Source organism: Stenotrophomonas sp. LARHCG68 (genome assembly GCF_052871705.1).
Genome location: NZ_JBIXJV010000001.1, coordinates 762,204 through 788,516, shown reverse-complemented (window position 1 = coordinate 788,516; position 26,313 = coordinate 762,204). Strand labels below are relative to the sequence as shown.

Annotated in this window: 21 protein-coding genes; 4 read left to right on the top strand and 17 right to left on the bottom strand. The window is 68.5% G+C overall.

Features of this window, described 5'->3' with window-relative positions; genetic code table 11:
* Nucleotides 1-2: 2 nt before the first annotated feature.
* The 9 genes from ybgC to aspS all read right to left on the bottom strand — a co-directional run bounded on the left by ybgC (nt 3) and on the right by aspS (nt 8,754).
* A complete protein-coding gene (ybgC, locus tag ACIPR8_RS03380; protein ID WP_192287425.1) occupies nt 3-425 on the bottom strand; it encodes a tol-pal system-associated acyl-CoA thioesterase in 423 nt (140 codons plus the stop codon).
* Complete coding sequence (gene ruvB, locus ACIPR8_RS03375; RefSeq protein ID WP_132865334.1) at nt 418-1,455, bottom strand: Holliday junction branch migration DNA helicase RuvB; 1,038 nt, start codon at nt 1,453-1,455, stop codon at nt 418-420. The genes ybgC and ruvB overlap by 8 nt, the downstream gene beginning before the upstream one ends.
* Nucleotides 1,456-1,557: 102 nt before the next feature.
* The gene (locus tag ACIPR8_RS03370) at nt 1,558-3,474 is read right to left on the bottom strand and encodes a potassium transporter Kup (RefSeq protein ID WP_132865335.1); all 1,917 of its coding nucleotides are present in this window, start codon (nt 3,472-3,474) and stop codon (nt 1,558-1,560) included.
* A gap of 41 nt (nt 3,475-3,515) precedes the next feature.
* Nucleotides 3,516-4,103, bottom strand: coding sequence for a Holliday junction branch migration protein RuvA (gene ruvA, locus ACIPR8_RS03365; RefSeq protein WP_323439245.1), 588 nt, complete (start codon nt 4,101-4,103; stop codon nt 3,516-3,518).
* A gap of 136 nt (nt 4,104-4,239) precedes the next feature.
* Entirely contained in the window at nt 4,240-4,761 is a 522-nt protein-coding gene (ruvC, locus tag ACIPR8_RS03360) for a crossover junction endodeoxyribonuclease RuvC (RefSeq protein WP_132865337.1), read from the bottom strand.
* A 67-nt stretch (nt 4,762-4,828) separates the two neighbouring features.
* Complete coding sequence (locus tag ACIPR8_RS03355) at nt 4,829-5,557, bottom strand: YebC/PmpR family DNA-binding transcriptional regulator (protein WP_132865338.1); 729 nt, start codon at nt 5,555-5,557, stop codon at nt 4,829-4,831.
* A 64-nt stretch (nt 5,558-5,621) separates the two neighbouring features.
* Complete coding sequence (locus ACIPR8_RS03350) at nt 5,622-6,272, bottom strand: alpha/beta fold hydrolase (protein WP_446540154.1); 651 nt, start codon at nt 6,270-6,272, stop codon at nt 5,622-5,624.
* A gap of 93 nt (nt 6,273-6,365) precedes the next feature.
* Nucleotides 6,366-6,881 carry a GNAT family N-acetyltransferase gene (locus ACIPR8_RS03345; RefSeq protein WP_192287916.1) on the bottom strand — a complete coding sequence of 172 codons (516 nt, stop codon included), beginning with the start codon at nt 6,879-6,881 and terminating at the stop codon, nt 6,366-6,368.
* 118 nt (nt 6,882-6,999) lie between these two features.
* Nucleotides 7,000-8,754, bottom strand: coding sequence for an aspartate--tRNA ligase (gene aspS, locus ACIPR8_RS03340; RefSeq protein WP_446540153.1), 1,755 nt, complete (start codon nt 8,752-8,754; stop codon nt 7,000-7,002).
* 158 nt (nt 8,755-8,912) lie between these two features.
* Between aspS and ACIPR8_RS03335 the strand changes: the two genes are divergently transcribed.
* Nucleotides 8,913-9,887 carry a DUF3011 domain-containing protein gene (locus ACIPR8_RS03335; protein ID WP_313251797.1) on the top strand — a complete coding sequence of 325 codons (975 nt, stop codon included), beginning with the start codon at nt 8,913-8,915 and terminating at the stop codon, nt 9,885-9,887.
* Between the two features lie 40 nt (nt 9,888-9,927).
* Here the strand turns inward: ACIPR8_RS03335 and ACIPR8_RS03330 are convergent, their stop codons facing one another.
* The 5 genes from ACIPR8_RS03330 to blaCESS all read right to left on the bottom strand — a co-directional run bounded on the left by ACIPR8_RS03330 (nt 9,928) and on the right by blaCESS (nt 16,349).
* Entirely contained in the window at nt 9,928-10,560 is a 633-nt protein-coding gene (locus ACIPR8_RS03330) for a hypothetical protein (RefSeq protein WP_446540152.1), read from the bottom strand.
* 43 nt (nt 10,561-10,603) lie between these two features.
* Nucleotides 10,604-11,227 (bottom strand): hypothetical protein, encoded by a 624-nt coding sequence (locus tag ACIPR8_RS03325; RefSeq protein WP_446540151.1) that lies wholly within the window; start codon nt 11,225-11,227, stop codon nt 10,604-10,606.
* A gap of 96 nt (nt 11,228-11,323) precedes the next feature.
* Nucleotides 11,324-14,080, bottom strand: coding sequence for a protein kinase domain-containing protein (locus tag ACIPR8_RS03320; protein WP_446540150.1), 2,757 nt, complete (start codon nt 14,078-14,080; stop codon nt 11,324-11,326).
* 74 nt (nt 14,081-14,154) lie between these two features.
* Nucleotides 14,155-15,390, bottom strand: a complete 1,236-nt coding sequence (locus ACIPR8_RS03315) for a cation:proton antiporter (RefSeq protein ID WP_446540149.1) — start codon at nt 15,388-15,390, stop codon at nt 14,155-14,157.
* 68 nt (nt 15,391-15,458) lie between these two features.
* Complete coding sequence (gene blaCESS / locus ACIPR8_RS03310; protein WP_446540148.1) at nt 15,459-16,349, bottom strand: CESS family extended-spectrum class A beta-lactamase; 891 nt, start codon at nt 16,347-16,349, stop codon at nt 15,459-15,461.
* A gap of 166 nt (nt 16,350-16,515) precedes the next feature.
* Between blaCESS and ACIPR8_RS03305 the strand changes: the two genes are divergently transcribed.
* Nucleotides 16,516-17,385 (top strand): LysR family transcriptional regulator, encoded by an 870-nt coding sequence (locus tag ACIPR8_RS03305; RefSeq protein WP_192287436.1) that lies wholly within the window; start codon nt 16,516-16,518, stop codon nt 17,383-17,385.
* A gap of 292 nt (nt 17,386-17,677) precedes the next feature.
* Here the strand turns inward: ACIPR8_RS03305 and ACIPR8_RS03300 are convergent, their stop codons facing one another.
* Nucleotides 17,678-19,555, bottom strand: a complete 1,878-nt coding sequence (locus tag ACIPR8_RS03300) for an ABC-F family ATP-binding cassette domain-containing protein (RefSeq protein ID WP_446540147.1) — start codon at nt 19,553-19,555, stop codon at nt 17,678-17,680.
* Between the two features lie 314 nt (nt 19,556-19,869).
* Between ACIPR8_RS03300 and ACIPR8_RS03295 the strand changes: the two genes are divergently transcribed.
* Together ACIPR8_RS03295 and ybaL are read left to right on the top strand one after the other, a co-directional pair.
* Entirely contained in the window at nt 19,870-22,275 is a 2,406-nt protein-coding gene (locus ACIPR8_RS03295; protein ID WP_446540146.1) for a TonB-dependent receptor plug domain-containing protein, read from the top strand.
* Nucleotides 22,276-22,461: 186 nt separating this feature from the next.
* Nucleotides 22,462-24,168 carry a YbaL family putative K(+) efflux transporter gene (ybaL, locus tag ACIPR8_RS03290; protein WP_192287438.1) on the top strand — a complete coding sequence of 569 codons (1,707 nt, stop codon included), beginning with the start codon at nt 22,462-22,464 and terminating at the stop codon, nt 24,166-24,168.
* A 199-nt stretch (nt 24,169-24,367) separates the two neighbouring features.
* Here the strand turns inward: ybaL and ACIPR8_RS03285 are convergent, their stop codons facing one another.
* Together ACIPR8_RS03285 and ACIPR8_RS03280 are read right to left on the bottom strand one after the other, a co-directional pair.
* Nucleotides 24,368-25,249 (bottom strand): AraC family transcriptional regulator, encoded by an 882-nt coding sequence (locus ACIPR8_RS03285; RefSeq protein WP_446540145.1) that lies wholly within the window; start codon nt 25,247-25,249, stop codon nt 24,368-24,370.
* 42 nt (nt 25,250-25,291) lie between these two features.
* The gene (locus ACIPR8_RS03280; protein ID WP_446540144.1) at nt 25,292-26,215 is read right to left on the bottom strand and encodes a LysR family transcriptional regulator; all 924 of its coding nucleotides are present in this window, start codon (nt 26,213-26,215) and stop codon (nt 25,292-25,294) included.
* Nucleotides 26,216-26,313 lie beyond the last annotated feature (98 nt).

The window sequence follows — 26,313 nt, the reverse complement described above, 5'->3', positions numbered from 1 at the left end:
ACTTACGCGTGTTTGGTTTGTAGGGGGTGGAGCGTTGCGTACAGCGTGTCATCAATGGCTTGTGGCTTGAAATCGCGGGCGCCAACCGCTGCCAGGCGGACCTGCGAGGTGACCAGCACCTCCTCGCCCCGCATCACCGACTGTTCCATCAGCAGGCTGGCCCGACGGCATTGCACCAGTTCCACCGTGACGGACAGGGCATCGTCGAGCTTGGCCGGCTTGAGGAAATCCAGCGTCATGGCGCGGACCACGAACACCTGGCCGTCACCGCTGCGCATGGCTTCCTGGCCGTAGCCCAGGGCGCGCATCCATTCGGTGCGTGCCCGTTCCATGAAGGCCACGTAGCGGGCGTGGTACACCACGCCACCGGCGTCGGTATCTTCCCAGTAAATGCGTGTCGGCCAACTGAACCGGGCCTCACTCATCGGATTGCTCCGCGAACAGGTCGGCCGGCGCGGCCTTCGGCTTGAGCCCCATGTGCCGGTACGCCTTGTGCGTGGCCATGCGGCCGCGCGCGGTGCGCACCAGGAAGCCCTGCTGGATCAGGTAGGGCTCGACCACGTCCTCCAGCGTGCCCCGCTCCTCGGACAACGCCGCGGCCAACGACTCGATGCCGACCGGGCCACCGTCGAAGTACTCCACCATGGTGCGCAGCAGGCGCCGGTCGAGCTCGTCGAAGCCTTCCGGGTCGACCTTGAGCATCTGCATCGCGGCCTGCGCCACGGCATGGTCGATGTGGCCGTTGGCCTTGACCTGGGCATAGTCGCGCACGCGGCGCAGCAGGCGGTTGGCGATGCGCGGGGTGCCGCGCGAGCGGCGGGCGATCTCACCGGCGCCTTCGGCGTCGCAGTCGATGCCCAGGATGCCGGCCGAACGCCGCACGATGCGGGTCAGCTCCTCGGCCGAGTAGAACTCCAGCCGTTGCACGATGCCGAAGCGGTCGCGCAGCGGCGCGGTCAGCAGGCCGGCGCGGGTGGTGGCGCCGATCAGGGTGAACGGCGGCAGGTCGAGCTTGATCGAGCGGGCCGCGGGGCCTTCGCCGATCATGATGTCGATCTGGAAATCCTCCATCGCCGGGTACAGCACTTCCTCGACCACGGGCGAGAGGCGGTGGATCTCGTCGATGAACAACACGTCGTGCGGCTGCAGGTTGGTCAGCAGCGCGGCCAGGTCGCCGGCCTTCTCGATCACCGGGCCGGAGGTCACCCGCAGGCTCACCCCCAGCTCATTGGCGATGACATGGCTCAGCGTGGTCTTGCCCAGGCCCGGCGGCCCGAAGATCAGCACGTGGTCCAGCGCCTCGCGGCGTGACTTGGCGGCCTGGATGTAGATGTCCAGCTGCTCGCGCACCGGTGCCTGGCCGAGATAGTCGGCCAGGCTGCGGGGACGGATGCTGGCGTCGGCCGCCTCGTCCTCACGGGTAGCGCCGGCGCCGATGATGCGGTCGTCAGTCATCGGACTATGGTACGTCCTGAAACGCCTGAATAGGAACGAAAAGCTGGCAAAAACGCCGCCCGGCGCCGGCCACCCGCCGGCCGGGCGGCGCTGCCCCGGCGGTCAGATCTCAACCTGCGCCCCCAGCTCCACCAGCCGGTTGCCCGGGATCCGGAAGAAGCCGGTGGCCGGGGCGGCGTTGCGGTGCATGAAGGCGAACAGCTTGTCGCGCCAGATCGGCATGCCGCGGTTGGCGCTGGCCACGATGGTCTCGCGGCTGGCGAAGAAGGTGGTGTCCATCGGGTCGAAGTAGATGCCGCCGTGGTCACACGAGCGCATCAGCGCCAGTGGCACGTCCGGGGTCTCCATGAAGCCGAAGCGGATGTAGATGCGGTGGAAGTCATCGCCGACCGATTCGATCTTCAGGCGCTGGCCTTCCTGTGCGTACGGCACCGGCAGAGTTTCCACGTGCAGGAACACGTTGCGCTCGTGCAGCACCTTGTTGTGCTTGAGGTTGTGCATCAGCGCATGCGGCACCACGGCCGGGTCGGCGGTGAGGAAGATCGCCGTGCCCGGCACCCGCACCGGCGGGGCCAGCATCAAGCCCGGCAGGAAGCTGTCCAGGCGGATGCCGTCCTTGCGGATCTCGTCGCGCAGCAGTTCACGGCCACGGCGCCAGGTGCGCATCATGGTGAACAGCACCAGGCCCAGCACCACCGGGAACCATGCGCCCTGCAGCAGCTTGGCGCCGTTGGCGACCACGAAGCACAGGTCGATGATGAAGAACACCACGCACAGGGCGAGGATGCCATGGTGCGCGCGCGGCCACAGCGCGCGCGCGACCAGCGCCAGCAGCAGGGTATCGATCAGCATGGTGGCCGACACCGAGATGCCGTAGGCCACGGCCAGGTTGCTGGAACTCTGGAAGGCCAGCACCAGCCCGAACACCAGCGCCGCCAGGCCCCAGTTGATGCCCGGGATGTAGATCTGGCCGATGGTGTCGTGCGAGGTATGCAGGATGCGCATGCGCGGGATGTAGCCCAGCTGCATGGCCTGGCGCGACACCGAGAACGCACCGGTGATCACCGACTGGCTGGCGATCACCGCCGCCATCGTGGCCAGGATGATCATCGGGTACAGCGCCCACTGCGGCACCGCCTCGAAGAACGGGTTGGCCACCGCGTCCGGGCGCTCCAGCACCAGCGCGCCCTGCCCCAGGTAGTTCAGCACCAGGCACGGCAGCACGAAGAAATACCAGGCATGGCGGATCGGCGGCACGCCGAAATGGCCCATGTCCGCATACAGCGCCTCGCCACCGGTGACCGCCAGCACCACCGCGCCGAAGATGAAGATGCCGTGCCAGCCATGCTCCATGAAGAAGCGCGCGGCCCACATCGGATTGAACGCCTTGAGCACCTCCGGCGTGCCGATCACGTTGTAGATGCCGATGGCCGCCAGCGCCAGGAACCAGATGATCATCACCGGCCCGAACACCTTGCCGACCTTCTCCGTGCCGAAACGCTGCGCGGCGAACACCGCCGCCAGCACCACCAGGGTGATCGGCACCACGAAGTGGCCCAGCCCCGGCGCGGCCACCTTCAGGCCCTCCACCGCGCCCAGCACCGAGATGGCCGGGGTGATCACGCCGTCGCCGAAGAACAGCGAGGCGCCGAAGATGCCGAGGATGCCGACCACGTAGGCCGTGCGCGAGCCATTGCGCAGGGTGCGCTGGGCCAGCGCCATCAGCGCCATGATGCCGCCCTCGCCGTCGTTGTCGGCGCGCATGATGATGGTCACGTACTTGAGCGTGACCACCATGTTCAGCGCCCAGAACGCCAGCGACAGCACGCCCAGCACGGTGTCGTGGTCACTGTTGAGCCCGTAGTGCGGCGAGAACGCCTCCTTCAGGGTGTACAGCGGGCTGGTGCCGATGTCGCCGAACACCACGCCGATGGCACCGATGACCAGTGCCAGGCCACCGGCGGCGCCGTGGCCGCCCGTGTGAGCGTGGGATTCAGACGGGGAAGAAGCGTGGGACATGGCGTTCTCGATATGGCGTCATGCGGCCGTGGATGAAGGGTTCAGCGCAACGCCGATTGCAGCGCCTTGCGGATCACCGTGGCGACATCGTCGCCCTCGGCTGCCGCATCGCGCGCCATCTTGGCCGCCTCGGCCGGTTTATAGCCCAGTTGCTGCAAAGCCACCGTCGCCTCGGAGACCGGGTCGGCGGCCAGCTGGCCGGCGATGGGCGCACCGCCGCCGGAAAAGTGGGCGGCACGGTCGCGCAGCTCCACCACCATGCGCTCGGCGGTCTTCTTGCCGATGCCGGGGATGCGGGTCAGCGCGGTGATGTCGCCGGCCTGGATCAGCCGCGCGAACTCGTCCACGCTCACCCCGGACAGCACCGCCAGCGCGATCTTGGCGCCGATGCCGGTGACCTTTTGCACGTCGCGGAACAGCCGCCGCTCGCCCTCGCGCAGGAAGCCGTACAGCGACACGCTGTCCTCCTTCTGCGCGTAATGGGTGTACAGCACGACCTCGCGGCCCACCTCGGGCAGGTCGTAGAAGGTGCTCATCGGCGCTTCCAGCTCATAGCCGACGCCGTTGACGTCGATCATCAGCCACGGCGGTGCCTTGTAGGCCAGGATGCCGCGCAGTCGTCCGATCATGGGGCAGCCCTCCGGGCGGGAAAACGGGAAACAGGCAACGGCGCATGATGGACCACGGCGTCGACGGCGATGTGATAACCGGAACAGCAAGCACCGTCACTGCCGGCACCCCGCTCCCCCTGTCCTGTTTTCAGATTCACTTTCGACTCCAAGCCTTGCGCACGTCCACGCCCAGCCGGTTGGCGGTGGCGCGCACGTGCGCGTGGGTGATGGCCACCGCCAGCGCATCGGCGGCGTCGGCCTGCAATTTGGTGTGCAGGTTGAGCATCAGCCCGACCATGTGCTGTACCTGCTGCTTCTCGGCGCCACCGCGGCCGACCACGGCCAGCTTGATCTCGGTGGCGGCGTACTCGCTGACCGGCAGGTCACGCATCACCACCGCGCACAGCGCCGCGCCGCGTGCCTGGCCGAGCTTGAGCGCCGAGTCGGCGTTCTTGGCCATGAACACGCGCTCGATCGCCACTTCCTGTGGCTGGTACTCCTCGATCAGCGCGTGCAGCCCCTGCACCAGCAGCTTGAGCCGCTGCGGGAAGTCGGCCGCGCCCAGCAGCACCAGCGGGCAATGGTGGACATGCCGCGCCTTGCCGCTGGCATCGATGTCGATGATGCCGACGCCGGTACGTTGCGAGCCGGGGTCGATGCCGAGGATGCGGGTCATGGGGATGCCTGTGGAAGAAAGACGGCGCGCAGCATCGCAGGGCGCCGTCTCACCTGCCGGGACGGGATCAGCCTTCCAGGCTGGCCTGGTCCACGTTGGAGTACACGTCCTGCACGTCGTCCAGGTCTTCCAGCATGTCCAGCAGCTTCTTGACCTGCAGCACCGTGTCGCCTTCCACGGCGATGTCGTTCTCGGCGCGGAAGGTGATCTCGGCGTGGTCGGGCACCAGCCCGGCCGCTTCCATCGCTTCCTTCACCGCCTGGAACGATTCCGGCGCGGTGATGACGTCGATGGAGCCGTCGTCCGGGTAGACCACGATGTCGTCGGCACCGGCCTCGATGGCCGACTCGGTGGTCTTTTCCTCGTCGGCGCCCGGCGCATAGGTCAGCACGCCCAGGCGCTTGAACATGAATGCCACCGAGCCTTCCGTGCCCAGGTTGCCGCCGCACTTGCTGAAGGCATGGCGCACGTCGGCCACGGTGCGCACGCGGTTGTCGGTCAGGCAGTCGACGATGACCGCCACGCCGCCCGGGGCATAGCCTTCGTAACGGATTTCCTCGTACTCGACGCCTTCCAGCTCACCGGTGGCCTTCTTGATGGCGCGTTCGATCACGTCCTTGGACATGTTGGCGGCCAGGCCCTTGTCCATGGCCACGCGCAGCCGCGGGTTGTTGTTGGGGTCGCCTCCACCGCCGCGAGCGGCAACGCCGATCTCACGGATGATCTTGGTGAAAATCTTGCCGCGCTTCGCGTCAGACGCGTTTTTGCGGGCTTCGATGGAAGGACCTCTACCCATGGGATTTACCGTACATCTGTCAGGAACAGGGGGCGAATTCTACCTGATCCCCTCGCCGCGGCCGTCATCCGGCGTAACGCGCCGCCTCGCTGGGGAAGCGCCCCTGGCGCAGGAAGGCCGCCGTCATGGCCACCACCTCGGCCGAGAGCACCATCCCGGTGTGGCTGACCGGCACCACGCAATGGTCGGTCAGGCCCGGCAGGCGGGTTTCCTCCAGCCCGACGGTCCCGTCCGAGTCGCCTTGCAGGGCGCCCATCAGGGTGCCCAGGCCGTGGGCGACGTTGCCGGCGACCAGGCCCACTTCCGCGCGGCCATGCCATTCCGGCAGGCCATGCAGCAGCAGGCTGCCGCTGCGGCCCAATGCCTTGGACCAGCCATGCTCGGCCAACGCGCGGGCGGTGCCGCTGCCGCACAGCGGCGAGCCCAGGCAGACCACGCGGGGAACGTCGAGATCGGGCGCCTGGCGCAGCGCCTCCAGCGCCACCAACCCGCCCAGGCTGTGCCCGACCAGGTGGATCGGGCCGCTGCCCCGCAGCCGCTCCACCAGCGACGGCACCGCGATGTCGGGGCCGCCGAAGACGCTGGGATAGCCGAACAGGTCAACCCGGAAGCCCTGCTGGCGCAGGCGCAGCGCCAAGGGCATCAGCCAGGATCGGGGGTTCCAGATGCCATGCAGCAACAGCACACGCGGCTGGCGCGAAGAAGAATGCGACATGGAGGCAGTCTGGACGAAGTTCCGGGGAGCGCCAAGCGGTGGTGGTTGCCGGTGAGGATGGGCGGGGCCTGCTTCTGGCCAATCCCGATGCGTTCAGCCCAACGTGCGGCGCAGGATGAACTCCTTGTCGCGCACCTGGCCCACCGGGAACTCGTAACTGCCCACCGGCACGAACCCCTGCCGGCCGTAGAAGCGCTGCGCGCCGAGGTTCTCCGACCACACGCCGATCCACAGCGCCTGCCCGCCCCGCGCCTGCAGCCATTGCAGTGCTTCGGCGAACAACTGCCCGCCGCGGCCGCCGTTCTGGTGCTCGCGCAGCACGTACAGGCGCTTCAACTCGCCGTCACCGGGCTGCACGTCGGCGTGCGGCAGGCCACAGGGGCCGGCGAAGGCAAAGCCCACCGCTTGCCCGTCCACTTCCAGCAACCAGGCTGCGTAGTCGCCCGATGCCAGCTGCTGGCGCTGCCCGTCCACCGGATAGGCAGTGGCCAGGTAATCGGCCAGGTCCTGCGGCGGGTACAGGTGGCCGAAGGTCTCCACGAAGGTACGTTCGGCCAGCGCGCACAACAGCGCGGCATCGTCGGGGGTGGCGCGGCGGATGTTCATCAGGTCAGGAGTGGAAAAGATAGGAGGGGGAACCACAGCACGGCGCCCTCATCCGCCCTCCGGGCACCTTCTCCCGCGAACGGGAGAAGGGAGCGGTATTCTCGCGCCTCGTTGATCCGACTCAGTCCTTGGTCTTTGGGCGGACCTGGATGTGCACTTCGGCCAGCTGCACGTCGGCGATCGGCGACGGGGCGTCGGTCATCAGGCACTGCGCGCCGGTGGTCTTCGGGAACGGGATCACGTCACGGATGGACTCGGTGCCGGCCATCAGCGCGGCGATGCGGTCGATGCCGAAGGCGATGCCGCCGTGCGGCGGCGCGCCGTAGTTCAGCGCGTCGAGCAGGAAGCCGAACTTGGCGCGGGCCTCTTCGGCACCGATGCCCAGCAGCTCGAACACCGCGCTCTGCATCTCCGGGCGGTGGATACGGATCGAGCCACCACCGATCTCGTTGCCGTTGAGCACCATGTCGTAACCGCGCGAGACGGCGGTCCGGGCATTGGCGCGCAGGTCGGCCACGTCGTCCACCGCCGGGGCGGTGAAGGGGTGATGCAGGGCGACGTAACGCTGTTCTTCCTCGTCCCATTCGAACATCGGGAAGTCGGTGACCCACAGCGGGCGCCAGCCCTCGGCCACGCGGCCAAAGTCCCTACCGGCCTTCAGGCGCAGCGCGCCCATGAAGTCGGACACCTTGTTGTAGCCACCGGCGCCGAAGAACACGATGTCACCGTTGCCGGCACCGACGTGCTTGAGCAGCGCGGCGAAGGCGTCCTCGGCGAAGAACTTCTGGATCGGCGAGCTGACCTCGCCGTTGTCGGCGATCTTGATGTAGGCCAGGCCCTTGGCGCCGTACTTGGCGGCGTGGGCGGCGTATTCGTCGATCTGCTTGCGGCTGAGCGTGGCACCACCGGGGATGCGCAGCGCGGCCACGCGGCCGTCGGCGTCATTGGCCGCGGCGGTGAACACGGCGAATTCGCTGCCCTTGACCAGCTCGGCCACGTCGACCAGCTCCAGGTCGATGCGCAGGTCCGGCTTGTCCGAGCCGTAGCGGCGCATCGCCTCGGCCCAGGTCATGCGCGGGAACTGGGCGTCGAGCTCGACGTCGACCACTTCCTTGAAGATCGAGCGGATCATATCCTCGACGAAGTCCTGCACGTCGCGCTCGCGCACGAAGGCGAACTCCATGTCCAGCTGGGTGAACTCCAGCTGGCGGTCGGCACGCAGGGCCTCGTCACGGAAGCAGCGGGCGATCTGGTAGTAGCGGTCGAAGCCGGCCACCATCAGGATCTGCTTGAACAGCTGCGGGCTCTGCGGCAGGGCATAGAACTCGCCCGGGTGCATGCGCGCCGGCACCAGGAAGTCGCGTGCGCCTTCCGGGGTGGCCTTGGTCAGGATCGGGGTCTCGATGTCCTGGAAGCCGCGCACGTCCAGGTGGCGGCGCAGCGCCTGCACCAGCTTGATGCGGGTGCGCTGCATGCGCTGCATCTCCGGACGGCGCAGGTCCAGGTAGCGGTACTTCAGGCGGGTGTCCTCGCCCGGGTTCTCATGGGCGTGGAACGGCAGCGGCGCGGCCTTGTTGAGGACGGTGATGGCGGTGGCGATCACCTCCACCTTGCCGGTGCGCATCTTGTCGTTGACCGCATGGCGGGCGCGCACCACGCCTTCGACCTGCAGCACGTCCTCGTAGCCCAGCGACGCGGCCACGGCGAACACCTCGGCGTTGTCGATCTCCACCGTCACCTGCACGATGCCCTCGTGATCGCGAAGATCGATGAAGCAGACGCCGCCCTGGTTACGGGCCACGTCGGTCCAGCCGGCGAGGGTCACGGTTTGGCCGATCAGGGTCTCATCGACCAGGCCGCAGAAATGGGTACGCATGGAAAACTCCGCAGGGGGACGCCGGCGCGGAAGCGCGCCGGTCAGCCCCGTATTTTGCGGCCGACGGCAGGCCGGGGCAAATCCGCCATTCAGTCACATGGGCTTAAGCGGGCTTGCCCCTATAGTTCCGCCACCTAAACCTGAACAGGGATGACGCCATGCATCGCCACCTTCTGCTCACCAGCCTGACCGCCCTGATGCCCCTGGCACTGCTCGCCGCGCCGGCCCACGCCCAGTCCTATGGCTACGACGGCGACACCATCCGCTGCGAGAGCAACAGCAACCGCCAACGGACCTGCGTGACCGGCTGGCGCGGCGCCACCGTGGTCCGCCAGCTCTCCGACACGCGCTGCGTCGAGGGCCGCAACTGGGGCATCAACAACGGCACCATCTGGGTCAGCGGCGGTTGCCGCGCCGAATTCGCCGAAAGCCGCGGCAACTGGGGCGGCGGCGGTGGCTGGGGCGGTGGTGGCAACCCCGGCAACAGCGGCACCATCCGCTGCGACAGCAATGACAACCGCCAGCGCGTCTGCAACACCGGCTGGCGCCGCAGCGTGCTGGTCCGCCAGCTGTCCAAGAGCCAGTGCGTGGAAGGCCGCAGTTGGGGCAGCAGCAACGGCAACGTGTGGGTGAGCAATGGCTGCCGGGCCGAGTTCGCCGAGGGCCGTGGCGGCAACTGGGGCGGCGGTGGTGGTGGCAACTGGGAAGGCAACGCCGGCACGATCCGCTGCGAAAGCAACTCCAGCCGCCAGCAGGTCTGCCGCACCGGCTGGCGCAGCGCCACGCTGGTGCGCCAGCTCTCCGATACCCGCTGCATCGAAGGCCGCAACTGGGGCAGCAACAACGGTTCGATATGGGTCAACGGCGGCTGCCGCGCCGAGTTCGCCGAGGGCCGTGGTGGCGGTTGGGGCGGCGGCGGTGGCGGTGGCTGGGGCGGTGGCAGCAACTACGTCGTCGAATGCGCCAGCGATGGCAACCGCATGCGCTCGTGCGCATGGGAGCGCCGCGCCGGCCGGCCGGTGGTGGTCCAGCAGTTGTCCAGCTCGCCCTGCATCGAAGGTCGCAGCTGGGGCTACAACGGCAACAGCCTGTGGGTGAACAACGGCTGCCGGGCCCGCTTCGGCGCCCGCTGAACCCGCGCCTGCCGCGGACGGAAACATGGAAAGGGCGCCGTTAGGCGCCCTTTTCCGTCGTGTCGCTGCCCCACGGCGGTGGCGGCGGCGTGATCGGACGACTCAGGTCGAATTCAACCTGGAACAGGCGTCCGTCCGGCCGTGACAGCTCGTAGAGGAAGCGGCGGCCGGGCTCGATCTCCATCGCCCAGGTGTTCTGCAGCGATGCGGCCATGCCCTCGGCGCTGAACATCGCCACCGATGCGGCATCCACCGGGAACTGCTGGCGCACGGCGGTGCCGGCGGCGACCGTGTCGCCGCCATAGTGGGTCACCGCATCCGGCGTGCCGTCTTCGTGGCGATGGTCGTGCTTCAGGCGCAGGCCGTCCCGCTGGCGGGTCAGCACCCAGGTTCGCGAGCGGTCCCCGCCGACATGGAACGGCACCCGCAGTTCGCTGGCCGGCGCATCGCAGCCCCGCACGTGCATGACCAGCGCCTTGCCTTCGAACGGATCCGGGGTGGCTGACGCCGGCACGTTGCGGACCACGCGCCCGGCAAAGGCCTGGCCGCAATGCGTGGCCACGGCGGCCATGAAGCGGTCGGCGGGGGCGGCATCGTCCGCCAGGGCTGGCAGGACGGGAAGCGCTGCAACCAGCAGCAGGCAGGAAAGGAGACGACGGGATGGACGGTTCATGCCCCGACCCTAGCCGTTGCCCCCCTGCCGCGGCAAGCCGCGGTCAGGGCGCCTGCGCCGGCAAGCCCCACGGCGGCGGTGGCAACGCCACCGGCCGGCGCAGATCGAACTCCACCCGGAACACCCGCCCGTCCGGCCGCGACAACTGGTAGCTGAAGCGTTGCCCCGGCTGCACGTCCACCGTCCAGTGGTTCTCCAGCGACGCCGGCAGGCCGATCCGCCGGAACATCGCGATCGACGGCGCGTCCACCGCGAACGCCTGCCGCCGCGCGCTCCCCGGCGGCAACGACAGGCCGCCGAAGTCACTGACCTCATCCGGGCTGCCATCCGCGCGCCACTGGTAGTGACGCAGCCTTAGGCCCTGTGCGACGCGGGTGAACACCCAGGTCCGGGAATGGTCATCGCCCACGTGCAGGGGCAAGCGCACCTCCTGCCCGCCGCGCGTGCATTCGGCGACATGCAGCACCGGTGGCTTGCCCTCGAAGGGGTCGGGCACGCTGGACGCCGGCTCGTTGACCGTCACCCGCCCGGCGAAGGCCTGCCCGCAATGGCTCGCCAACGCCTGCATGAAGGCGGCGGCGGAGCGCGAGTCCTCGTCACGGGCCGTGCAGGCGCTCGTCAGCAGCACCACTGCGCCCAGCGCTACGAACAGGGGGTTCCGTTGCATGCCCGCGACCCTAGCCACGCACGCGGCACCCGGCAATCGGACTGCGGCGCGATCATGGGGCACACCCGCGCAGGAGGCCAGTTGGACTGGCCGATCCTAGCCGGCCGCGCACCCCGACCCCGCCAGCAGCGACTGTGCACGCCGGCGAAGCGTGCTGGCCGGCAGCAACTCGCGTTCCACCGCCGTCCAGGCGATGCGCGCTTGTTCCTGTGCCGCCCTGCACTGCCCCGCCGCGGCCTGCGCGTCGGCCAGACGGACCCGCTGCTGCGCCGTCTCCACCGAATCGCGGCCGACCTGGCTTTCATACAGGCCCACCAGTTGCTGCAGGGTCTGCGCCGCGGCAGCGGCATCACCGGCCTTGCGTTGCCGCTCGGCCAGCACCGACAGGTAGCGCCGCTCCACACGGATGTCATTGCCCTGCAGCTGTGCCTTGATCGCCGCCAGCGACTGATCGGCGCCGGCAAGGTCACCTTCGGCCACCAGCAACTGCACCCAGATCGCCTCGGCCAGCAGCCGGCGCGGATGCTCGGCCGCCACCTGCCGTGCCCAGCCCGCGCGTGCATGGGCGATCAATGACCTCGCCTGCTGCAACTGCCCTTCCTCGACCAGCAGGCGTGCCAGGTTGGCCTCCACGATCCACACCGGCGGCACGTCATCGCCCACGGTCGCGCGGCGGATGGCCAGGCTGCGCCGGAACAGCGCATCGGCGCTGGCCGCGTCACCGCGCGCCTGCTCCAGCCCGGCCAGATTGTTGAGCGTGATCCCGGCATCCATGGTCTGCGCCACGTCCAGCCGCACGTACTGGTCCAGGCCCTGCCGGTACTCGGAGGCGGCTTCGGCGTAACGCCCCAGGTCCTGCAGCACGGCGGCGCGTTCGTTGTGGATCGAAGCAACGTTGTCGTTGACCTCGCCGAACAGGTGCCGGGCCAGCACCAGTACTTCACCGCTGACGTCGAAGGCTTCCTGGTAACGGCCCTGGGCGGCGATGGCGCGCATCAGCACGTATTGCCCCGACCACCACTCGAAGGTCCGCGTGCCCCACGGGCGGCGCAGCTCGGCCGCATGGCGCAGCATCTTCTCGGCCGGTACGTAGTCGCCCTTCTCGATGTACATCAGCGCCTTGTTCTGGTTCACCGTGGCGATCCGCAGCGGGCTGCTTCCGAGCGCGTGGTGCATGGTCAATGCCTGGTCGAATGCCTGCTCGGATTCATCGAAGCGACGCTGTATGTTCAACGCCAGCCCCAGCGAGTTGTAGGCCTGCGCGATGCGCAGCTGGCCGGGACGCGGGGCATCCAGTGCCAGCGACTGGCGGGCGAACTGCTCGGATTCCTTGCCGCGCTGCGCGTTGGCCAACAAGGTGGACAGCTCGTTGAGCGACACGGCGGTGATGTCGCGGCTGCTCGCCCCCGCCGCGGCGAGTACCGGGATGGCATCCCGGTACAACGCTTCGGCGCGCTTGACCTGGCCGATGTTCTGGAAAGCCTGGGCCAGCACTGACTGCAGCCGGGCCTTGATCACCGGCGAGGTCCATTGCTGCTGGTCGATGCGTGCCTGGCTGGCCTCGAGCACCTCGCGCGCGGTGACGTCATTGCTGCCCCGCAGCTCTCCCTTGCGGGGGTTGGCGGCATCGAACGAGGAGACCAGGAAGTCGCTGACCTCCTGGGCGACGCGCGCCTCCTGCTCGGCGCGCGCACGCGCCTGGTCCAGCCGCCAGACGAACCAGGCAACCAGCAGCAACACCACCAGCAGCATGCCGGCGCCTTTCCAGTAGCGCCGAAACCAGCGCCCGGTGCGATACAGCCGCCCGCCATTGCGCGCCTGCACCGGCCGATGCTGCTGGTAACGGGTGATGTCGGCGGCCATCGCTTCCACCGACGGATAGCGCTGCTCGGGCGACACCGCGCCGGCGCGGACGACGATGGCGTCCAGGTCACCGCGCAACGCCTTCGGCCACGGGCAATCGGCACCGGCGACCCGGCTGGGGGAGGCCACCGGCTGGCCGGCGTCGAGCGCGCCGCGTCGCCCGCCCTTGCCGGCCAGCAGCTCCAGCAACAGGCAGCCGAGGCTGAACACATCACCGGCCACCCCGACCGACTGCCCGGACTGCAGCTCCGGTGCCGCGTAGGCCGGGGTGAAGAACTGCCCGCGGCCTGCATCCTGTTCCTCCTCCAACAGGCGCGAGACACCGAAGTCCAGCAGCACCGGCTCGCCGTCGGCGCGCACCAGGATGTTGGCGGGCTTGAGGTCGCAATGCAGTACCAGGCGCGCATGCGCGGCCTGCACGGCGCTGCAGATCTTCAGGAACAGGGTCAGGCGCTGCTGCAGGTCCAGCTGCTTCCGGTTGCAGTACACGTCCAGCGGCTCGCCGCGCACGTACTCCATCACCAGGTAGGGCTGGCCCGCCGGCGTGCTGCCACCGTCGTACAAGCGCGCGATGTTGGGATGCTGCAGGCTGGCCAGGATGCGCCGCTCCGCTGCCAGCCGCTCGGCCACGCGCGCACCCGGCGCGCCCTGCAGGAACTTGATCGCCACTTCCTGGACGTACAACTCATCGGCGCGCTCGGCGCGGAACACGATGCCCATGCCACCGCTGGCCAGCCGCTCGCGCAGGCGCCAGGGGCCGATGCGGTCACCTTCGGCCAGCTCCGACGCGATCACCGCACCGAGCAACTGCTCCAGTGGCTCGCGTGCGCTGCTCAACTCGCGCGTCTGCGCGTGCAGCAGTTCCAGCGCCTCGGCGATCACTTCCGGATCGCCACTCAGGCGCGCGAGTTCGGCCCGCCACTGCGACGGTTCCATCTCGCACACCGCATCGAACAACGCCCGCACCTGCTGCCAGCTGTTCCGTTCCATCGCCATCCCCCAGGGCTGCGTCGTCCGGGCGACGAGGCATGCCGGCAGCGATCATAACGGGACGTTCGGCGTGATCAGGCGTCTCTTACGGCGGCCCGTTCGGTTCCGGGCATTGCGTCGGGCTCTCTTACGGCGTCGTCGTGCAACGCGTGATCGGCGCCGGGGTCGGACTCGTTCTGCAACGGGTCCACGTCCAGCGGGCGGCGGAACACCAACGACGGCAGCAGCGTGGTCAGCGCCGCGTACAGCAGCAGTGCACCAAACAATACTGCTGGAATGGCGAAGCGCTCGCGCATGATCGCGGCCAGCACCAGGGTGAAGATCAGCGTCGGTGACAGTGCCAACGCCACCCGCAGGCTGGAACGGAAACTCTCGCCGAACATCAGCCGGCGCTGCAGCCAGACCACGCCGATGCGCAACGGCAGCACCACCAGCGTGATCACCAGCCCCAGCCCCAGCGCCTCGAAGCTCAGGGCTTCGCTCGGTACCTTGGTGCCGGCATTGAAGAAGTAGAACGGCACGAAGAACGAGGCGAACAGGCGCAGCGCATGCAGGTTTTCATGCGAGGCCAGCGACGGCATGCGCTGCTGCAGCAGGCGAGCCACCAGCCCGGCGATGAAGGCGCCCACCAGGTAATACACGCCCAGCGAATAGGTGATGTAGGCCGCGAGCATGCCCACCATCACCAGCAGCGAGAACTCCGAGCCGGGTGCATGCGGCGCCACCCAGCGCCCCAGGGCGATGAACAGCAACGGCAGGCCGACCATCATCGCGATCAGGGCCAGGCTGGACAGCCCCATGTGCAGCGGATCCCCGGCCTGCAGCACGACGAACAGCGCCGCCAGCGCCAGCAGTTCACCGGCAATGGCCTTGCTGCTCACCCAGAACCGTTCGGCCTCGTCCAGCCCCAGCTGCGACAGCGAATCCATGATGAAGCCGGTCGACGGCGTCAGCAGCGCCAGCGCCAGCAGGGCCGCGGCCTGCCACGGGAGGCCGGCGTAATGCCAGGCCAGCCAGGCCACGCCGGTGAGCGTGGCGCTGCGGATCACCAGATGCGCCAACAGCGGCCACATGCCCTTGCGCAGGTCCGCCAGGTCGACCTCCAGGCCGGCGAACAGGAACAGCGAGGAGATGCCCAGCGTGGCCAGCAGGCTGACCACCGGGTCGTGCGCGCTGTTGCCCAGCCACAGCATCGCGGCGATGCCGAACACCAGGCAGCTCAGCGGGGCGGGAATGCTGAAACGCTGCAGCGCGCGCGGGATCACCAGCAACGCGAAGATCAGCAGCAGGTAGATGAGTTCCTTGCTCATGGGAGCCTTTTGATTGCGACCGGATGCGCGGGCTGCGCGCACCGGCCACTGCCCCCGCGACGAACCCGTCAGCGCAGGCGGGCGCCAGCAAGCTCCCCCACGCGACGCAGGATGCCATTGCGGCCGTCATCGTCCAGTGCAGAACCCTGCAGGTAGCTGGCCAGGATCCACGGTGAACCGCCCGCGGCCGGCCACAGCACGGCGATGTCGTTGGTGGTGTCCCTGCCGTTGCTGCCCGTCTTGTCCCCGACCCGCCAGCCTTCGGGCAGGCCGGCCCGCAGGCGGGCATCGCCGGTTTCGTTGTCGATCAGCCAGTCGGCCAGCTGCTGGCGCGCAGCGGCACCGAGCGCATCACCGAGCACGAACCGCTGCAGGTTGCCGGCCATCGCCGCCGGGCTGGTGGTGTCACGCGGGTCGTCCGGTGCGAAGCGGTTGGCTTCCGGCTCGTAGCGCGCGGTGACGGTCACCGCATCGCCCTGCGCGCGCAGGAACGCGGTCAGCCCGGCCGGTTCGCCGACCAACGGCAGCAACAGGTTGGCCGCCGCGTTGTCGCTGACGATCATCGTGGTCCGGCACAGGTCGCGCACGGTCATGTCCTTGCCGACATGGCGCTCGGTGCCCGGCGAGTTGCTGAGGATGTCCTGCGCGCGCACCGGCACGCGCCGGTCCAGCGACAGCTGCCCCTGGTCGGCGGCATGCAGCACCGCCGCCGACAACAGGAACTTGAAGGTGCTGCACATCGGGAAGCGCTCATCCATGCGGTGACCGATACGCACGCCGCTGTCCGGATTCCACAGGCATACGCCGAGCCGGCCGCCACTGAGCGCCTCCAGCGCCGCGAAGTCATCGCCCGCCGGCGTCACGCCGGCGCCCGCCCCAAGGCGCGCCAGCGCAGGCATGGCCACGCTGCTGAGCAGGGCGGCACCTCCGAACTTCAGGAATTGGCGGCGGGCAAGCATGCGGAGGCTCCTTGGCAATGGGTGGCCGTGAGTATTGGAAACCCACCCCCTCGCCACCAGCGCGAATAATCAGCGGGAGCCATTAGATAAATTTGTGGCAATCACCCAAAACGGATCGCGGGAAGCGGAATAATGCCCCGGTCCATCATCACGCGTTATGGCTGCCATGATCCGCCCCCAGCTCCCGCTCAATGCCCTGCGTGCCTTCGAGGCGGCGGCCCGGCACCTCAACTTCACCCGTGCGGCGCTGGAACTGTGCGTCAGCCAGGCCGCGTTGAGCCACCAGATCCGGACACTGGAGGACCGCCTGCAGGTCAGCCTGTTCCATCGCCTGCCGCGTGGGGTGGCACTGACCGACGAGGGCGCGGCGCTGTACCCGGTGCTGACCGAGGCCTTCGACCGCATGGCGATCGCACTGGACCGCTTCGTCGGCGGTCGCTTCCGCGAAGTACTGACGGTGGGCGTGGTCGGCACCTTCGCCACCGGCTGGCTGCTGCCGCGACTGGTCGATTTCGAGGCCGCGCATCCGGACATCGAACTGCGCGTGCAGACCCACAACAACCGCATCGATCTGGCTGGCGAAGGCCTGGATTTCGCGATCCGCTTCGGCGACGGCGACTGGCAGGGCCAGGACTGCACGGCCATCGTCGATGCCCCGTTCGCACCGGCCTGCGCCCCGGCGCTGGCACGCCGGCTCAAGCGTGCGCGCGACCTGGCCAACGTACCGTTGCTGCGTTCGTACCGTGGCGATGAGTGGCCGCGCTGGTTGCAGGCGGCCGGTGTCAGTGGCGTGGAAGCCCGCGGGCCGATGTTCGACTCTTCGCTGACGCTGGCCAGCGCGGCCGCGGCGGGGACCGGCGTGGCCTTGCTGCCGCTGCGCATGTTCGAGCAGGAACTGGCCGAGGGGCGGCTGGTGCAACCGTTCGCGCAGACACTGGCGCTCGGGCGTTACTGGTTGACGCGGCTGCGCTCGCGCGAGGAGCGGGAGGCGATGAAGCGGTTCCGGTTGTGGTTGGTGGGGCAGGAAGGGGGTTAGGCCGGTGGCTGGCCTTGGGCGGCGTGACGGGAGCAAAAGCAGGAAGCGGGGAACGGGAGCAGAAGCGACCCCTCCCCAGCCCTCCCCTTGGCTGCGCCAAAGGGAGGGGGCAAGAGCGGGCTTGGCGGCGCGCTGCCAGATCGCATGAACCGCCCCCTCCCTTTGGCGCAGCCAAGGGGAGGGCTGGGGAGGGGTCGGCTTTGGCTTTGGCTTTGGCTTTGGCTGTTGCAGTTGCCGGGAATGCCTTTATTCCAGCACTCTCGGCGTCGCGGCCCAGCCCGCACCTGCCGCGTCAGTCGCCCAGCAGTTCCATCCAGGCGGCCTCGGCTTGTTCGAGCTGCTGCGCCAACACCTCGCGTTCGCCGCCGAGCTTGCCCATCTTCGCCGCATCGGCGTAGTTGGCCGGGTCGGCGAGCTGGCGGTCGACGTCGGCCAACGATGCGCCCAACTGCTCCACCTTCTTCTCGGCCGCTTCCAGCTTGTGCGGGTTGACCGGCTTCTTCGCCGTCGCCGGCTTGGCCGGGGCCACCTGCTGCACCGGGGCCGGTGCAGGTGCCTTCTCGACGCGGTCGGACTTGTTGCGTGAGCCCTGCGCGCTGGCACGGGTACGCAGCCATGCGGCGTACTCGTCCAGGTCACCGGCGAACGGCTCGACCACGCCGTCGGCCACGCGCCAGAAGGTGTCGCAGACCAGGCCGATCAGGTGGCGGTCGTGCGAGACCATCACGATCGCGCCTTCGAAGATGCTCAGCGCTTCGGCCAGCGCCTCGCGCATTTCCAGGTCCAGGTGGTTGGTCGGCTCGTCGAGCAGCAGCACGTTGGGCTGCTGCCAGGCGATCAGCGCCAGCGCCAGGCGTGCACGTTCACCGCCGGAGAACCCGTCCACCGGCTCGAAGGCGCGGTCACCCGGGAAATTCCACTTGCCCAGGAAGTCGCGGAAGTTCTGGTTCACGCCGTCCGGGTCGATATCGCGGAAGTGGTCCATCGGCGTGGCCCCTTCGCGCAGCGACTCGACCGTGTGCTGGGCGAAGTAGCCGATCTTCATGTCCGGGTGCGCGCTGCGCTCGCCGGCCAGCGGCGACAGGTCGCCCACCAGGGTCTTCACCAGCGTGGTCTTGCCGGCGCCGTTCGGCCCGAGCAGGCCCACGCGCTGGCCGGCCTCCAGGCCGAAACCCACGTCCTTCAGGATCACCGCATCGTCGCCATAGCCGGCGTTGACGTGGTTCAGGCGGATCAGTGAGAACGGCAGCTTGGCCGGCTCGGAGAACTCGATGCGGAACTCGCGCTCGGCGCGCACCGCCTCGGTGCCGGCCATCTTGGCCAGGCGCTTCATGCGGCTCTGCGCCTGGGTGGCCTTGCTGGCCTGCGCCTTGAAGCGGTCGATGAAGCTCTGCAGGTGGGCCCGCTCGGCCTGTTCCTTCTCGTGCGCGATCTGCTGCTGGCGCAGGTGCTCGGCGCGCTGGCGCTCGAAGTCGGTGTAACCGCCCACGTACAGCTTGGCGCTGCCGCCATGCAGGTGCAGGGTGTGGGTGGCCACGTTGTCCAGGAACTCGCGGTCATGCGAGATCAGCAGCAGCGTGCCCGGGTACTTGAGCAGCCACTGCTCCAGCCAGTACACCGCGTCCAGGTCCAGGTGGTTGGTGGGTTCGTCGAGCAGCAGCAGATCGCTGGGCATCATCAGCGCGCGGGCCAGGTTCAGGCGTGCGCGCCAGCCACCGGAGAACGCCGCCACCGGACGGTTGTGGGTCTCGGCCGGGAAGCCCAGGCCGTGCAGCAGCTTGCCGGCGCGTGCCTCCGCGTCATAGGCGCCCAGCTCGGCCATCTTCTGGTGGGCATTGGCCACCGCTTCCCAGTCCTCGCGCTCGGCGGCGGCCGCTTCCTCGGCCAGCACCGCGGCCACCACGTCATCGCCACCCAGCACGAAGTCGATGGCCCGGTCGGGCAGCGCCGGGGTTTCCTGCGCCACGTCGGCGATGCGGATCTTGCCCGGCAGCGACACGTCGCCCTTGTCGGCTTCCAGCTCGCCGCGCACGGCGGCAAACAGGCTGGATTTGCCGGCACCGTTGCGGCCCACCACACCGACGCGGTAGCCGGCATGCAGGGTGAGGTCGACGTTGGACAACAGCAGGCGCTCGCCCCGGCGGAGGGCGAAATTACGAAGGGCAATCATGAGGGGGTCCGTTATAACGAAAAGGAATGTAGACGTAAGGAACATTCCTGCGACGCGATTCTAGCGTTAACGAATACTTGACTCACTTCCCATTGCCGCATTGCACCCTTCCGCGCGCATGGGGAACCGGTACTTGCCCGGTCAGATGTCTGTCACCCGATCCAATATTGCTTTCAAAAGCAACGATTTAGACGCGGCGAAACGGTTTGACACGAGGTAAATTTTTGGTTAATCCGTTAATGGCGCACCGCAGAGATCCGCGAAACGCATCACCTTTCGCCCGGCGCCGCCCCCACAATCGGAGCTGCAATCTGATGAACCGCAAGTCCAGTACGCTCGCCATCGCCGTCGCAATCGCCCTGTCCACCCCGGCCCTGCCCGCCCTCGCCCAGTCCGGTGCCCAGACCCTGGACACCGTGATCGTCACCGGTACCCGCGTGGCCGACCGCACCGTCGCCGAGTCGCAATCGCCCATCGACATCATCACCCCCGAGGCCCTGCAGTCCACCGGCACCTCGGAGCTGGCCACCGCGCTGTCGCGCGCCCTGCCCTCGCTGAACTTCCCGCGCCCGGCGCTGACCGACGGCACCAGCGGCATCCGCCCGGCGCAGCTGCGCGGCCTGTCCCCGGACCAGGTGCTGGTGCTGGTCAACGGCAAGCGCCGCCACACCTCGGCGCAGATCAACGTCAACGGCACCATCGGCCGTGGTTCCTCGGCGGTGGACATCAACGCCATCCCGATCGCCGCCATCGAGCGCGTGGAAGTGCTGCGTGACGGCGCCTCGGCCCAATATGGCTCCGACGCCATCGCCGGCGTGGTCAACATCGTGCTCAAGGGCAGTGGCAGCGGCGGCAGCCTGGCGGTGGACTACGGCCAGTATTCGGCCGGCGATGGCAACAAGTACCAGCTCTCCGGCGACGCCGGCATCGGCTTCGCCGACGACCGCGGCAGCCTGCACGTGGCCGGCCAGGTCAGCCAGCAGGACGAGAGCAACCGCGCCGGCCCGTACCAGGGCACCTCGCCGAACACCGGCAACTTCCCGGACATCGGCGAGAAGACCTTCGTCGTCGGCGACCCCCGCGTGGATGCCACCGCGGTGTCGGCCAACCTCACCTTCAATTTCAGCGACAACGTCACCGGCTACGCCAACGCGCTGCTGAGCAACCGCGACATCACATCCTTCGCGTTCTACCGCTCGCCCAACCACAACAACCAGGGCGCGCTGCTGGCGCAGGTGTACCCGAACGGCTTCACGCCGCAGATCAACCAGTACTCCCGGGACCGCTCGATCGTGGCCGGCGTCAAGGGCAGCACCGAAGGCGGCTTCAGCTGGGACGTGAGCGCCAACCATGGCGAGAACACGCTGGATTTCCACACCCGCAACAGCATCAACTACACCTACGGCCCGGGCAGCCAGACCAGCTTCTACGACGGCCGCCTGGAGTACAGCCAGGACATCCTCAACGCCGACTTCACCCAGGCGCTGGACTGGGGCCTGGCGTACCCGGTGACGCTGTCCTTCGGCGCTGAGTACCGCAAGGAAAAGTGGAAGCAGCTGCCGGGCGAGGCGGCGTCCTACAACGATGGCGGCCTGGGCATCCCGGGCTCGCTGTTCGGCGCGCAGGGCTTCGGCGGCTTCACCCCGAACAACGAAGTGGACGCCGACCGCCACAACTACGCGGTCTACGCGGGCCTTGAAGCCGACCTCACCGACAAGTTCTCCGCCGGCCTGACCGGCCGCTACGAGGACTACTCCGACTTCGGCGACAAGTTCTCCGGCAAGCTGTCCGCGCGCTATGCCTTCACCGACAAGGTCGCGCTGCGCGCCACCGCCTCCACCGGTTTCCGCGCGCCGTCGCTGGCCCAGCAGAGCTACCAGGCGGTGACCAGCTCGATCACCGACGGCGTGTTCTACGAGAAGGGCACGTTCCCGGCCAACAGTGCCGCGGCGCGGGCGCTGGGCTCGGCGCCGTTGAAGGCCGAGTCGTCCACGTCCTACAGCGCCGGCCTGGTGCTGCAGCCGGTGGACCGCCTGTACGTGACCGTGGATGCCTACCAGATCGACATCGACGACCGCATCATCCTGTCCTCCAACATCAACAGCACCCCGGCCGCGCAGGCGCTGCTGTCCGGCCTGGGCCTGCCGCAGGTCACCCAGTTCGCCTACTTCACCAACGGCCTGGACACCCGCACCCGCGGCGTGGACGTCGTCTCCAGCTATACCGTGCCGTTCAGCACCAGCAGCCTGGAGCTGACCGCCGCCTACAGCTACAACGAGACCGAGGTGAAGAAGTTCGCCGCCTCGCCGGCCGCCTTCGCGGCGCTGGGCATCACCCAGTCACTGATCGGCCGCGACGAGATCGGTCGCATCGAGGACAGCTTCCCGCGTGACAAGGCGATCCTGAGCGGCACCTGGCGCTCGGACCGCTGGGAGCTGGGCCTGGCAGCCACCCGCCACGGCAGCTTCACGGTGCGCAACTCGGCCAGTGCCGCCCGCGACCAGACCTACGATGCCAAGTGGATCGTGGACGCCTCGGCCAGCTTCAAGCCGAGCGAGAACTGGAAGCTCACCGTCGGTGCGGACAACCTGCTGGACGAGTACCCGGACCGCGTCGAGAACCTGGTGAACTCCACCTACGGGATGATGCCGTACAGCAACTACTCGCCGTTCGGCTTCAACGGCGCCTATGTCTACGGCCGCATCAGCTACCGCTGGTAAGGACGCCCCCCCGCGTCGTGAAAGGAAGGTGCCCCGGGAGACCGGGGCATTTTCCTTTGTGGGCGACGGGGCTCATCCTTCCACCCGCGCAACAAAGAAAATCCAGATTTTTCATCCACTTTGCCGCATGAAAAGCAATGCGGCCTTTAGAATCGAGGCATCCCCCACCCGACCCCGCGAGCCCTGATGCACCATGACACCGCCCTGATCAACATGATCGCCATCGGCCTGGGCCTCGCCTTCGTGCTGGGCGCCCTGGCCAACAAGGTGCGGCTGTCACCGCTGGTTGGCTATCTGATCGCAGGTGTCATCGTCGGCCCGTTCACCCCCGGCTTCGTCGCCGACCAGGCGCTGGCCAACCAGCTGGCCGAGATCGGCGTGATGCTGCTGATGTTCGGGGTGGGCCTGCACTTCTCGCTGAAGGACCTGATGGAGGTCAAGACGATCGCCATCCCCGGTGCGATCGGCCAGATCCTGGTCGCCACCCTGCTCGGCTGGGGCGTGGCCACGCTGATGGGCTGGCCGGTGCTGCACGGGGTGATCTTCGGCTTCTCGCTGGCCACCGCCTCCACCGTGGTACTGCTGCGCGCCATGGAGGAACGCCGCCTGCTGGAAACCACGCGCGGCAAGATCGCGGTGGGCTGGCTGATCGTGGAAGACCTGGCCTGCGTGCTGGCCCTGGTGATGATGCCGGTGATCGCCGAGGTGTTCGGCCCGGAGGCCAGCGGCAAGAGCCCCTCGCTGATGGGGCTGCTCGGCTCGATCGGCTGGACGTTCGTGCAGTTGGGCCTGTTCGTGGTGGTGATGCTGGTGGTCGGGCGCCGGGTCATCCCGTGGGTGCTGGAGAAGGTCGCCGGCACCGGTTCGCGCGAACTGTTCACCCTGAGCGTGCTGGCCATCGCGCTGGGCGTGGCCTTCGGTGCCGCGGCGCTGTTCGGCGTGTCGTTCGCGCTGGGCGCGTTCTTCGCCGGCATGATGCTCAACGAGTCCGAGCTCAGCCACAAGGCCGCGCACGACTCGCTGCCGTTGCGCGATGCCTTCGCGGTGCTGTTCTTCATCTCGGTGGGCATGCTGTTCAACCCGATGATCATCGTCGAGCACCCCTGGCAGGTGCTGGCCACCGTGCTGATCATCATGTTCGGCAAGTCGGCCGCCGCGTTCTTCATCGTGCGCGCATTCGGCCATTCCAAGGGCACCGCGCTGACCATTTCCGCCTCGCTGGCGCAGATCGGCGAGTTCGCCTTCATCATCGCCGGGCTCGGCGTGGCGCTGAAGATCCTGCCGCCGGAAGGCCAATCGCTGGTACTGGCCGGCGCGCTGGTCTCGATCATGCTCAACCCGCTGGTGTTCGGCCTGCTCGACCGCTGGCAGGCACGCCACAAGGAAACCACGCCGGTGCCGGAAGTACCGGACATCCCGCCGGGGCCGTCGCTGGACCTGCACGACCATGCCATCGTCATCGGCTATGGCCGCGTCGGCAGCGAGCTGGCGCAGGTGCTGCGCGACCGCGGCGTGCCGGTGCTGGTGATCGACGACAACCGCGAGCACGTCGAGCGTGCGCATGCGGCCGGCATCCCCGGCATCCGTGGCAGTGCGGCGGCCGACCGCGTGCTGGCCGAAGCCCATCCCGAGCGCGCCAAGATCGCCGTGCTGGCGATCCCGCAGCCGCTGGAATCGGGCGAGGCACTGGCCAAGCTGCGCGCGATCAACCCCAACCTGACCCTGCTGGCACGCGCGCACAGCGACGCCGAAGTCCGCCACCTGCTCGAGCACGGCGCCGATGGCACGGTGATGGCCGAGCGCGAGCTGGCCTACTCGCTGGCGGAGATGATCCTGTCCACCCCGCCCTATCGCAGCCTGCGCCCCGGCGCGGCGGCCACGCTCGGCGCCTGACCCAGCGCCAGCAGGGCGATGGAACGTCGGTGTACCGGGTGAGCCCGGGCCTGCGTTCACGACCCAAGCCGTAGGAGACACAAGCGACCTCGGTCGCGAAGCTGGCTGCCCATACTGCGATGGAAGCGCTGCAACTGCAGCCACGCGGCGGCCCGTTGCATCCTCGGCTTCGCGGCCAAGGCCGCTCCTGCTACCGCTTTCAACCCGTCAGCGGCAGGTGGATGTCGGCGCGCAGGATCGCCTCGGGAGTGTGCTCCGGGTCATCCAGAAAGTGGTAATGCAGCGGCACATCGCGCAGCGCATGACCACTGGCCGGCAACCACTCCGCCAGCAACCGGTCGGTTGCCTCCTCAAGCCCGGAATAGCTGCCGACATGGCGCAGTCGCGCCCATTGACCACCGCCCATGCGTCGCAGCTGCAGCGGCTCGGGCAGGGCGGGGATCGTCGCGTCCAGGGCAAGCGCGCAGTCGAAGCGCAACGCTTCGGCCGGCAGTTCGCGGTGGTCGTCCACCGGGATACCAATCAGCTGCTGCAACTGCTCGACCAGCCCCTGCTCCGCCGCCCAGCCGAACAGCAGGCCGAACGCACCGTCCAGGTCGTCGAACGCCCCCTGTGCACGCATCGCAACCACTTCGAACGGCTCCAGCGTCACCACCTCCACGCTCAGCGGTGCCGCCGCTGCGGTGGATCCGCTGGCGGGCCGGGAGAGCCCGGCGACATGCCGCTCCAGCAGGCCCGGGTCAGCACGCAGTTCGGTGGGGCTGGCATTCAACGTTTCGCGCAGCACCCGCGCCAGTGCCTGCGGGGTGTCATAACCGGCCAGCAATGCGATCTCGGTGACGCTGGCATCGCTTCGGCCAAGACGCTGCAGGGTCTTGAGCAGGCGTAGCCGCTGCACCGTGCGACCGATGGTCTCACCGGTCAGCGCCCGGTAGACGCGGTGGAAATGGAACGGCGAGTAATGCGCCACCGCCGCCAGCGCTTCCAGGTCCGGCAGCGGGCCACCGTCGTTGACCGCCTGCTGCAGGCAGGCAACCACGCGATCGAGCCGGGGCAAATGGGAGACGGCCTGCGTTTTCATGATCGAACTCCGTTGAAGGTGGTCCCATTCCAGCAGCCGTGCTCAGCGCCGGCGTTTCCGATCTTGCGCAATCGGCACCGCACCCGGGATGCCGGCCAGATGCGCCTCCAGCAACGCGATGGCCTGCTTCACCTTGGCCGGCTGGCATTGACGATGGGGGGTAACCGCCCACACCGGCAGCGGCGGCACCTCCCACCCCGGCAACAGGCGCTGCAGCGTGCCATTGGCCAACTGCGCGCTCACGTCCAGGCAGGTCAGCACCGCCACGCCCAGGCCGGCCATGCACAACTGGCGGACCGCCGGCTGGTTCTGGCTGACGATGCGCGGATGCGCCGGCACCAGGCACTCCTGGCCGCTGGCCGGATGCCGCCAGACCAGCCCCGGCACCTGCGCCAACCCCAGCCAATCACCGGCCGGCACCTGCAGTGGATCGGTCGGCATGCCATGGGCCTGCAACCACTGCGGCGCGGCGCAGGGCCAGCGCTGCAGGGTGCCGATGCGCTGCGCCATCCAGTCGCTGTCCGGCAGCTGGCCGAAGCGCAGGGCCACGTCGATGCGCGCCTGCAGCAGGTCGGTCCAGCCATCGTCGAAGTACAGGTGCACGCGCAGCTGCGGGTTGTCGTGCAGCCACTGGCCCAGCGCCGGGCCAATCTGGTCGGCCATGCCCAGCGGGGCGGACACCCTCAGTTCGCCGACCGGCTCCTGCCGGGCCGCCGACAATTCCGCCTCGGCCTCGCCGGCCGCATCCAGCAGGCGCGCGCAGGCCGCGTAATAGCGGCTGCCGACATCGGTCAGCGCCAACCGCCGCGTGGAGCGGTGCAGCAGCGGTACCCCGGCTTCACGCTCAAGCACGCGCAACTGCTGGCTGACCGCCGAGGTACTCATCCCCAGCGAGCGCGCCGCCGCACTCAACGAACCGTGCTGCACTACCCGGGCGAACAGGGCCATGCGTTTCAAACTGTCCATCGGCCACCTCCTTGCCGCCCATTGTGAAGCATGGCTTCAAGGTGGTTGTGGATTTTTGCGACTGCCACCGGCCCGGCTCCGGGAGGACACTGTCGCCA

Coding starts and splice junctions, on each gene's coding strand:
- ACIPR8_RS03335 (WP_313251797.1), top strand. CDS start 8,913: ATGCATCGCCACCTTCTGCTCACCAGCCTGACCGCCCTGATGCCCCTG.
- ACIPR8_RS03315 (WP_446540149.1), bottom strand. CDS start 15,390: ATGAGCAAGGAACTCATCTACCTGCTGCTGATCTTCGCGTTGCTGGTG.
- ruvC (WP_132865337.1), bottom strand. CDS start 4,761: ATGACCCGCATCCTCGGCATCGACCCCGGCTCGCAACGTACCGGCGTC.
- ACIPR8_RS03280 (WP_446540144.1), bottom strand. CDS start 26,215: ATGGACAGTTTGAAACGCATGGCCCTGTTCGCCCGGGTAGTGCAGCAC.
- ybgC (WP_192287425.1), bottom strand. CDS start 425: ATGAGTGAGGCCCGGTTCAGTTGGCCGACACGCATTTACTGGGAAGAT.
- ACIPR8_RS03350 (WP_446540154.1), bottom strand. CDS start 6,272: ATGTCGCATTCTTCTTCGCGCCAGCCGCGTGTGCTGTTGCTGCATGGC.
- ruvA (WP_323439245.1), bottom strand. CDS start 4,103: ATGATCGGACGACTGCGCGGCATCCTGGCCTACAAGGCACCGCCGTGG.
- ACIPR8_RS03355 (WP_132865338.1), bottom strand. CDS start 5,557: ATGGGTAGAGGTCCTTCCATCGAAGCCCGCAAAAACGCGTCTGACGCG.
- aspS (WP_446540153.1), bottom strand. CDS start 8,754: ATGCGTACCCATTTCTGCGGCCTGGTCGATGAGACCCTGATCGGCCAA.
- ACIPR8_RS03320 (WP_446540150.1), bottom strand. CDS start 14,080: ATGGAACGGAACAGCTGGCAGCAGGTGCGGGCGTTGTTCGATGCGGTG.
- blaCESS (WP_446540148.1), bottom strand. CDS start 16,349: ATGCTTGCCCGCCGCCAATTCCTGAAGTTCGGAGGTGCCGCCCTGCTC.
- ACIPR8_RS03285 (WP_446540145.1), bottom strand. CDS start 25,249: ATGAAAACGCAGGCCGTCTCCCATTTGCCCCGGCTCGATCGCGTGGTT.
- ruvB (WP_132865334.1), bottom strand. CDS start 1,455: ATGACTGACGACCGCATCATCGGCGCCGGCGCTACCCGTGAGGACGAG.
- ACIPR8_RS03295 (WP_446540146.1), top strand. CDS start 19,870: ATGAACCGCAAGTCCAGTACGCTCGCCATCGCCGTCGCAATCGCCCTG.
- ACIPR8_RS03325 (WP_446540151.1), bottom strand. CDS start 11,227: ATGCAACGGAACCCCCTGTTCGTAGCGCTGGGCGCAGTGGTGCTGCTG.
- ybaL (WP_192287438.1), top strand. CDS start 22,462: ATGCACCATGACACCGCCCTGATCAACATGATCGCCATCGGCCTGGGC.
- ACIPR8_RS03370 (WP_132865335.1), bottom strand. CDS start 3,474: ATGTCCCACGCTTCTTCCCCGTCTGAATCCCACGCTCACACGGGCGGC.
- ACIPR8_RS03305 (WP_192287436.1), top strand. CDS start 16,516: ATGATCCGCCCCCAGCTCCCGCTCAATGCCCTGCGTGCCTTCGAGGCG.
- ACIPR8_RS03330 (WP_446540152.1), bottom strand. CDS start 10,560: ATGAACCGTCCATCCCGTCGTCTCCTTTCCTGCCTGCTGCTGGTTGCA.
- ACIPR8_RS03300 (WP_446540147.1), bottom strand. CDS start 19,555: ATGATTGCCCTTCGTAATTTCGCCCTCCGCCGGGGCGAGCGCCTGCTG.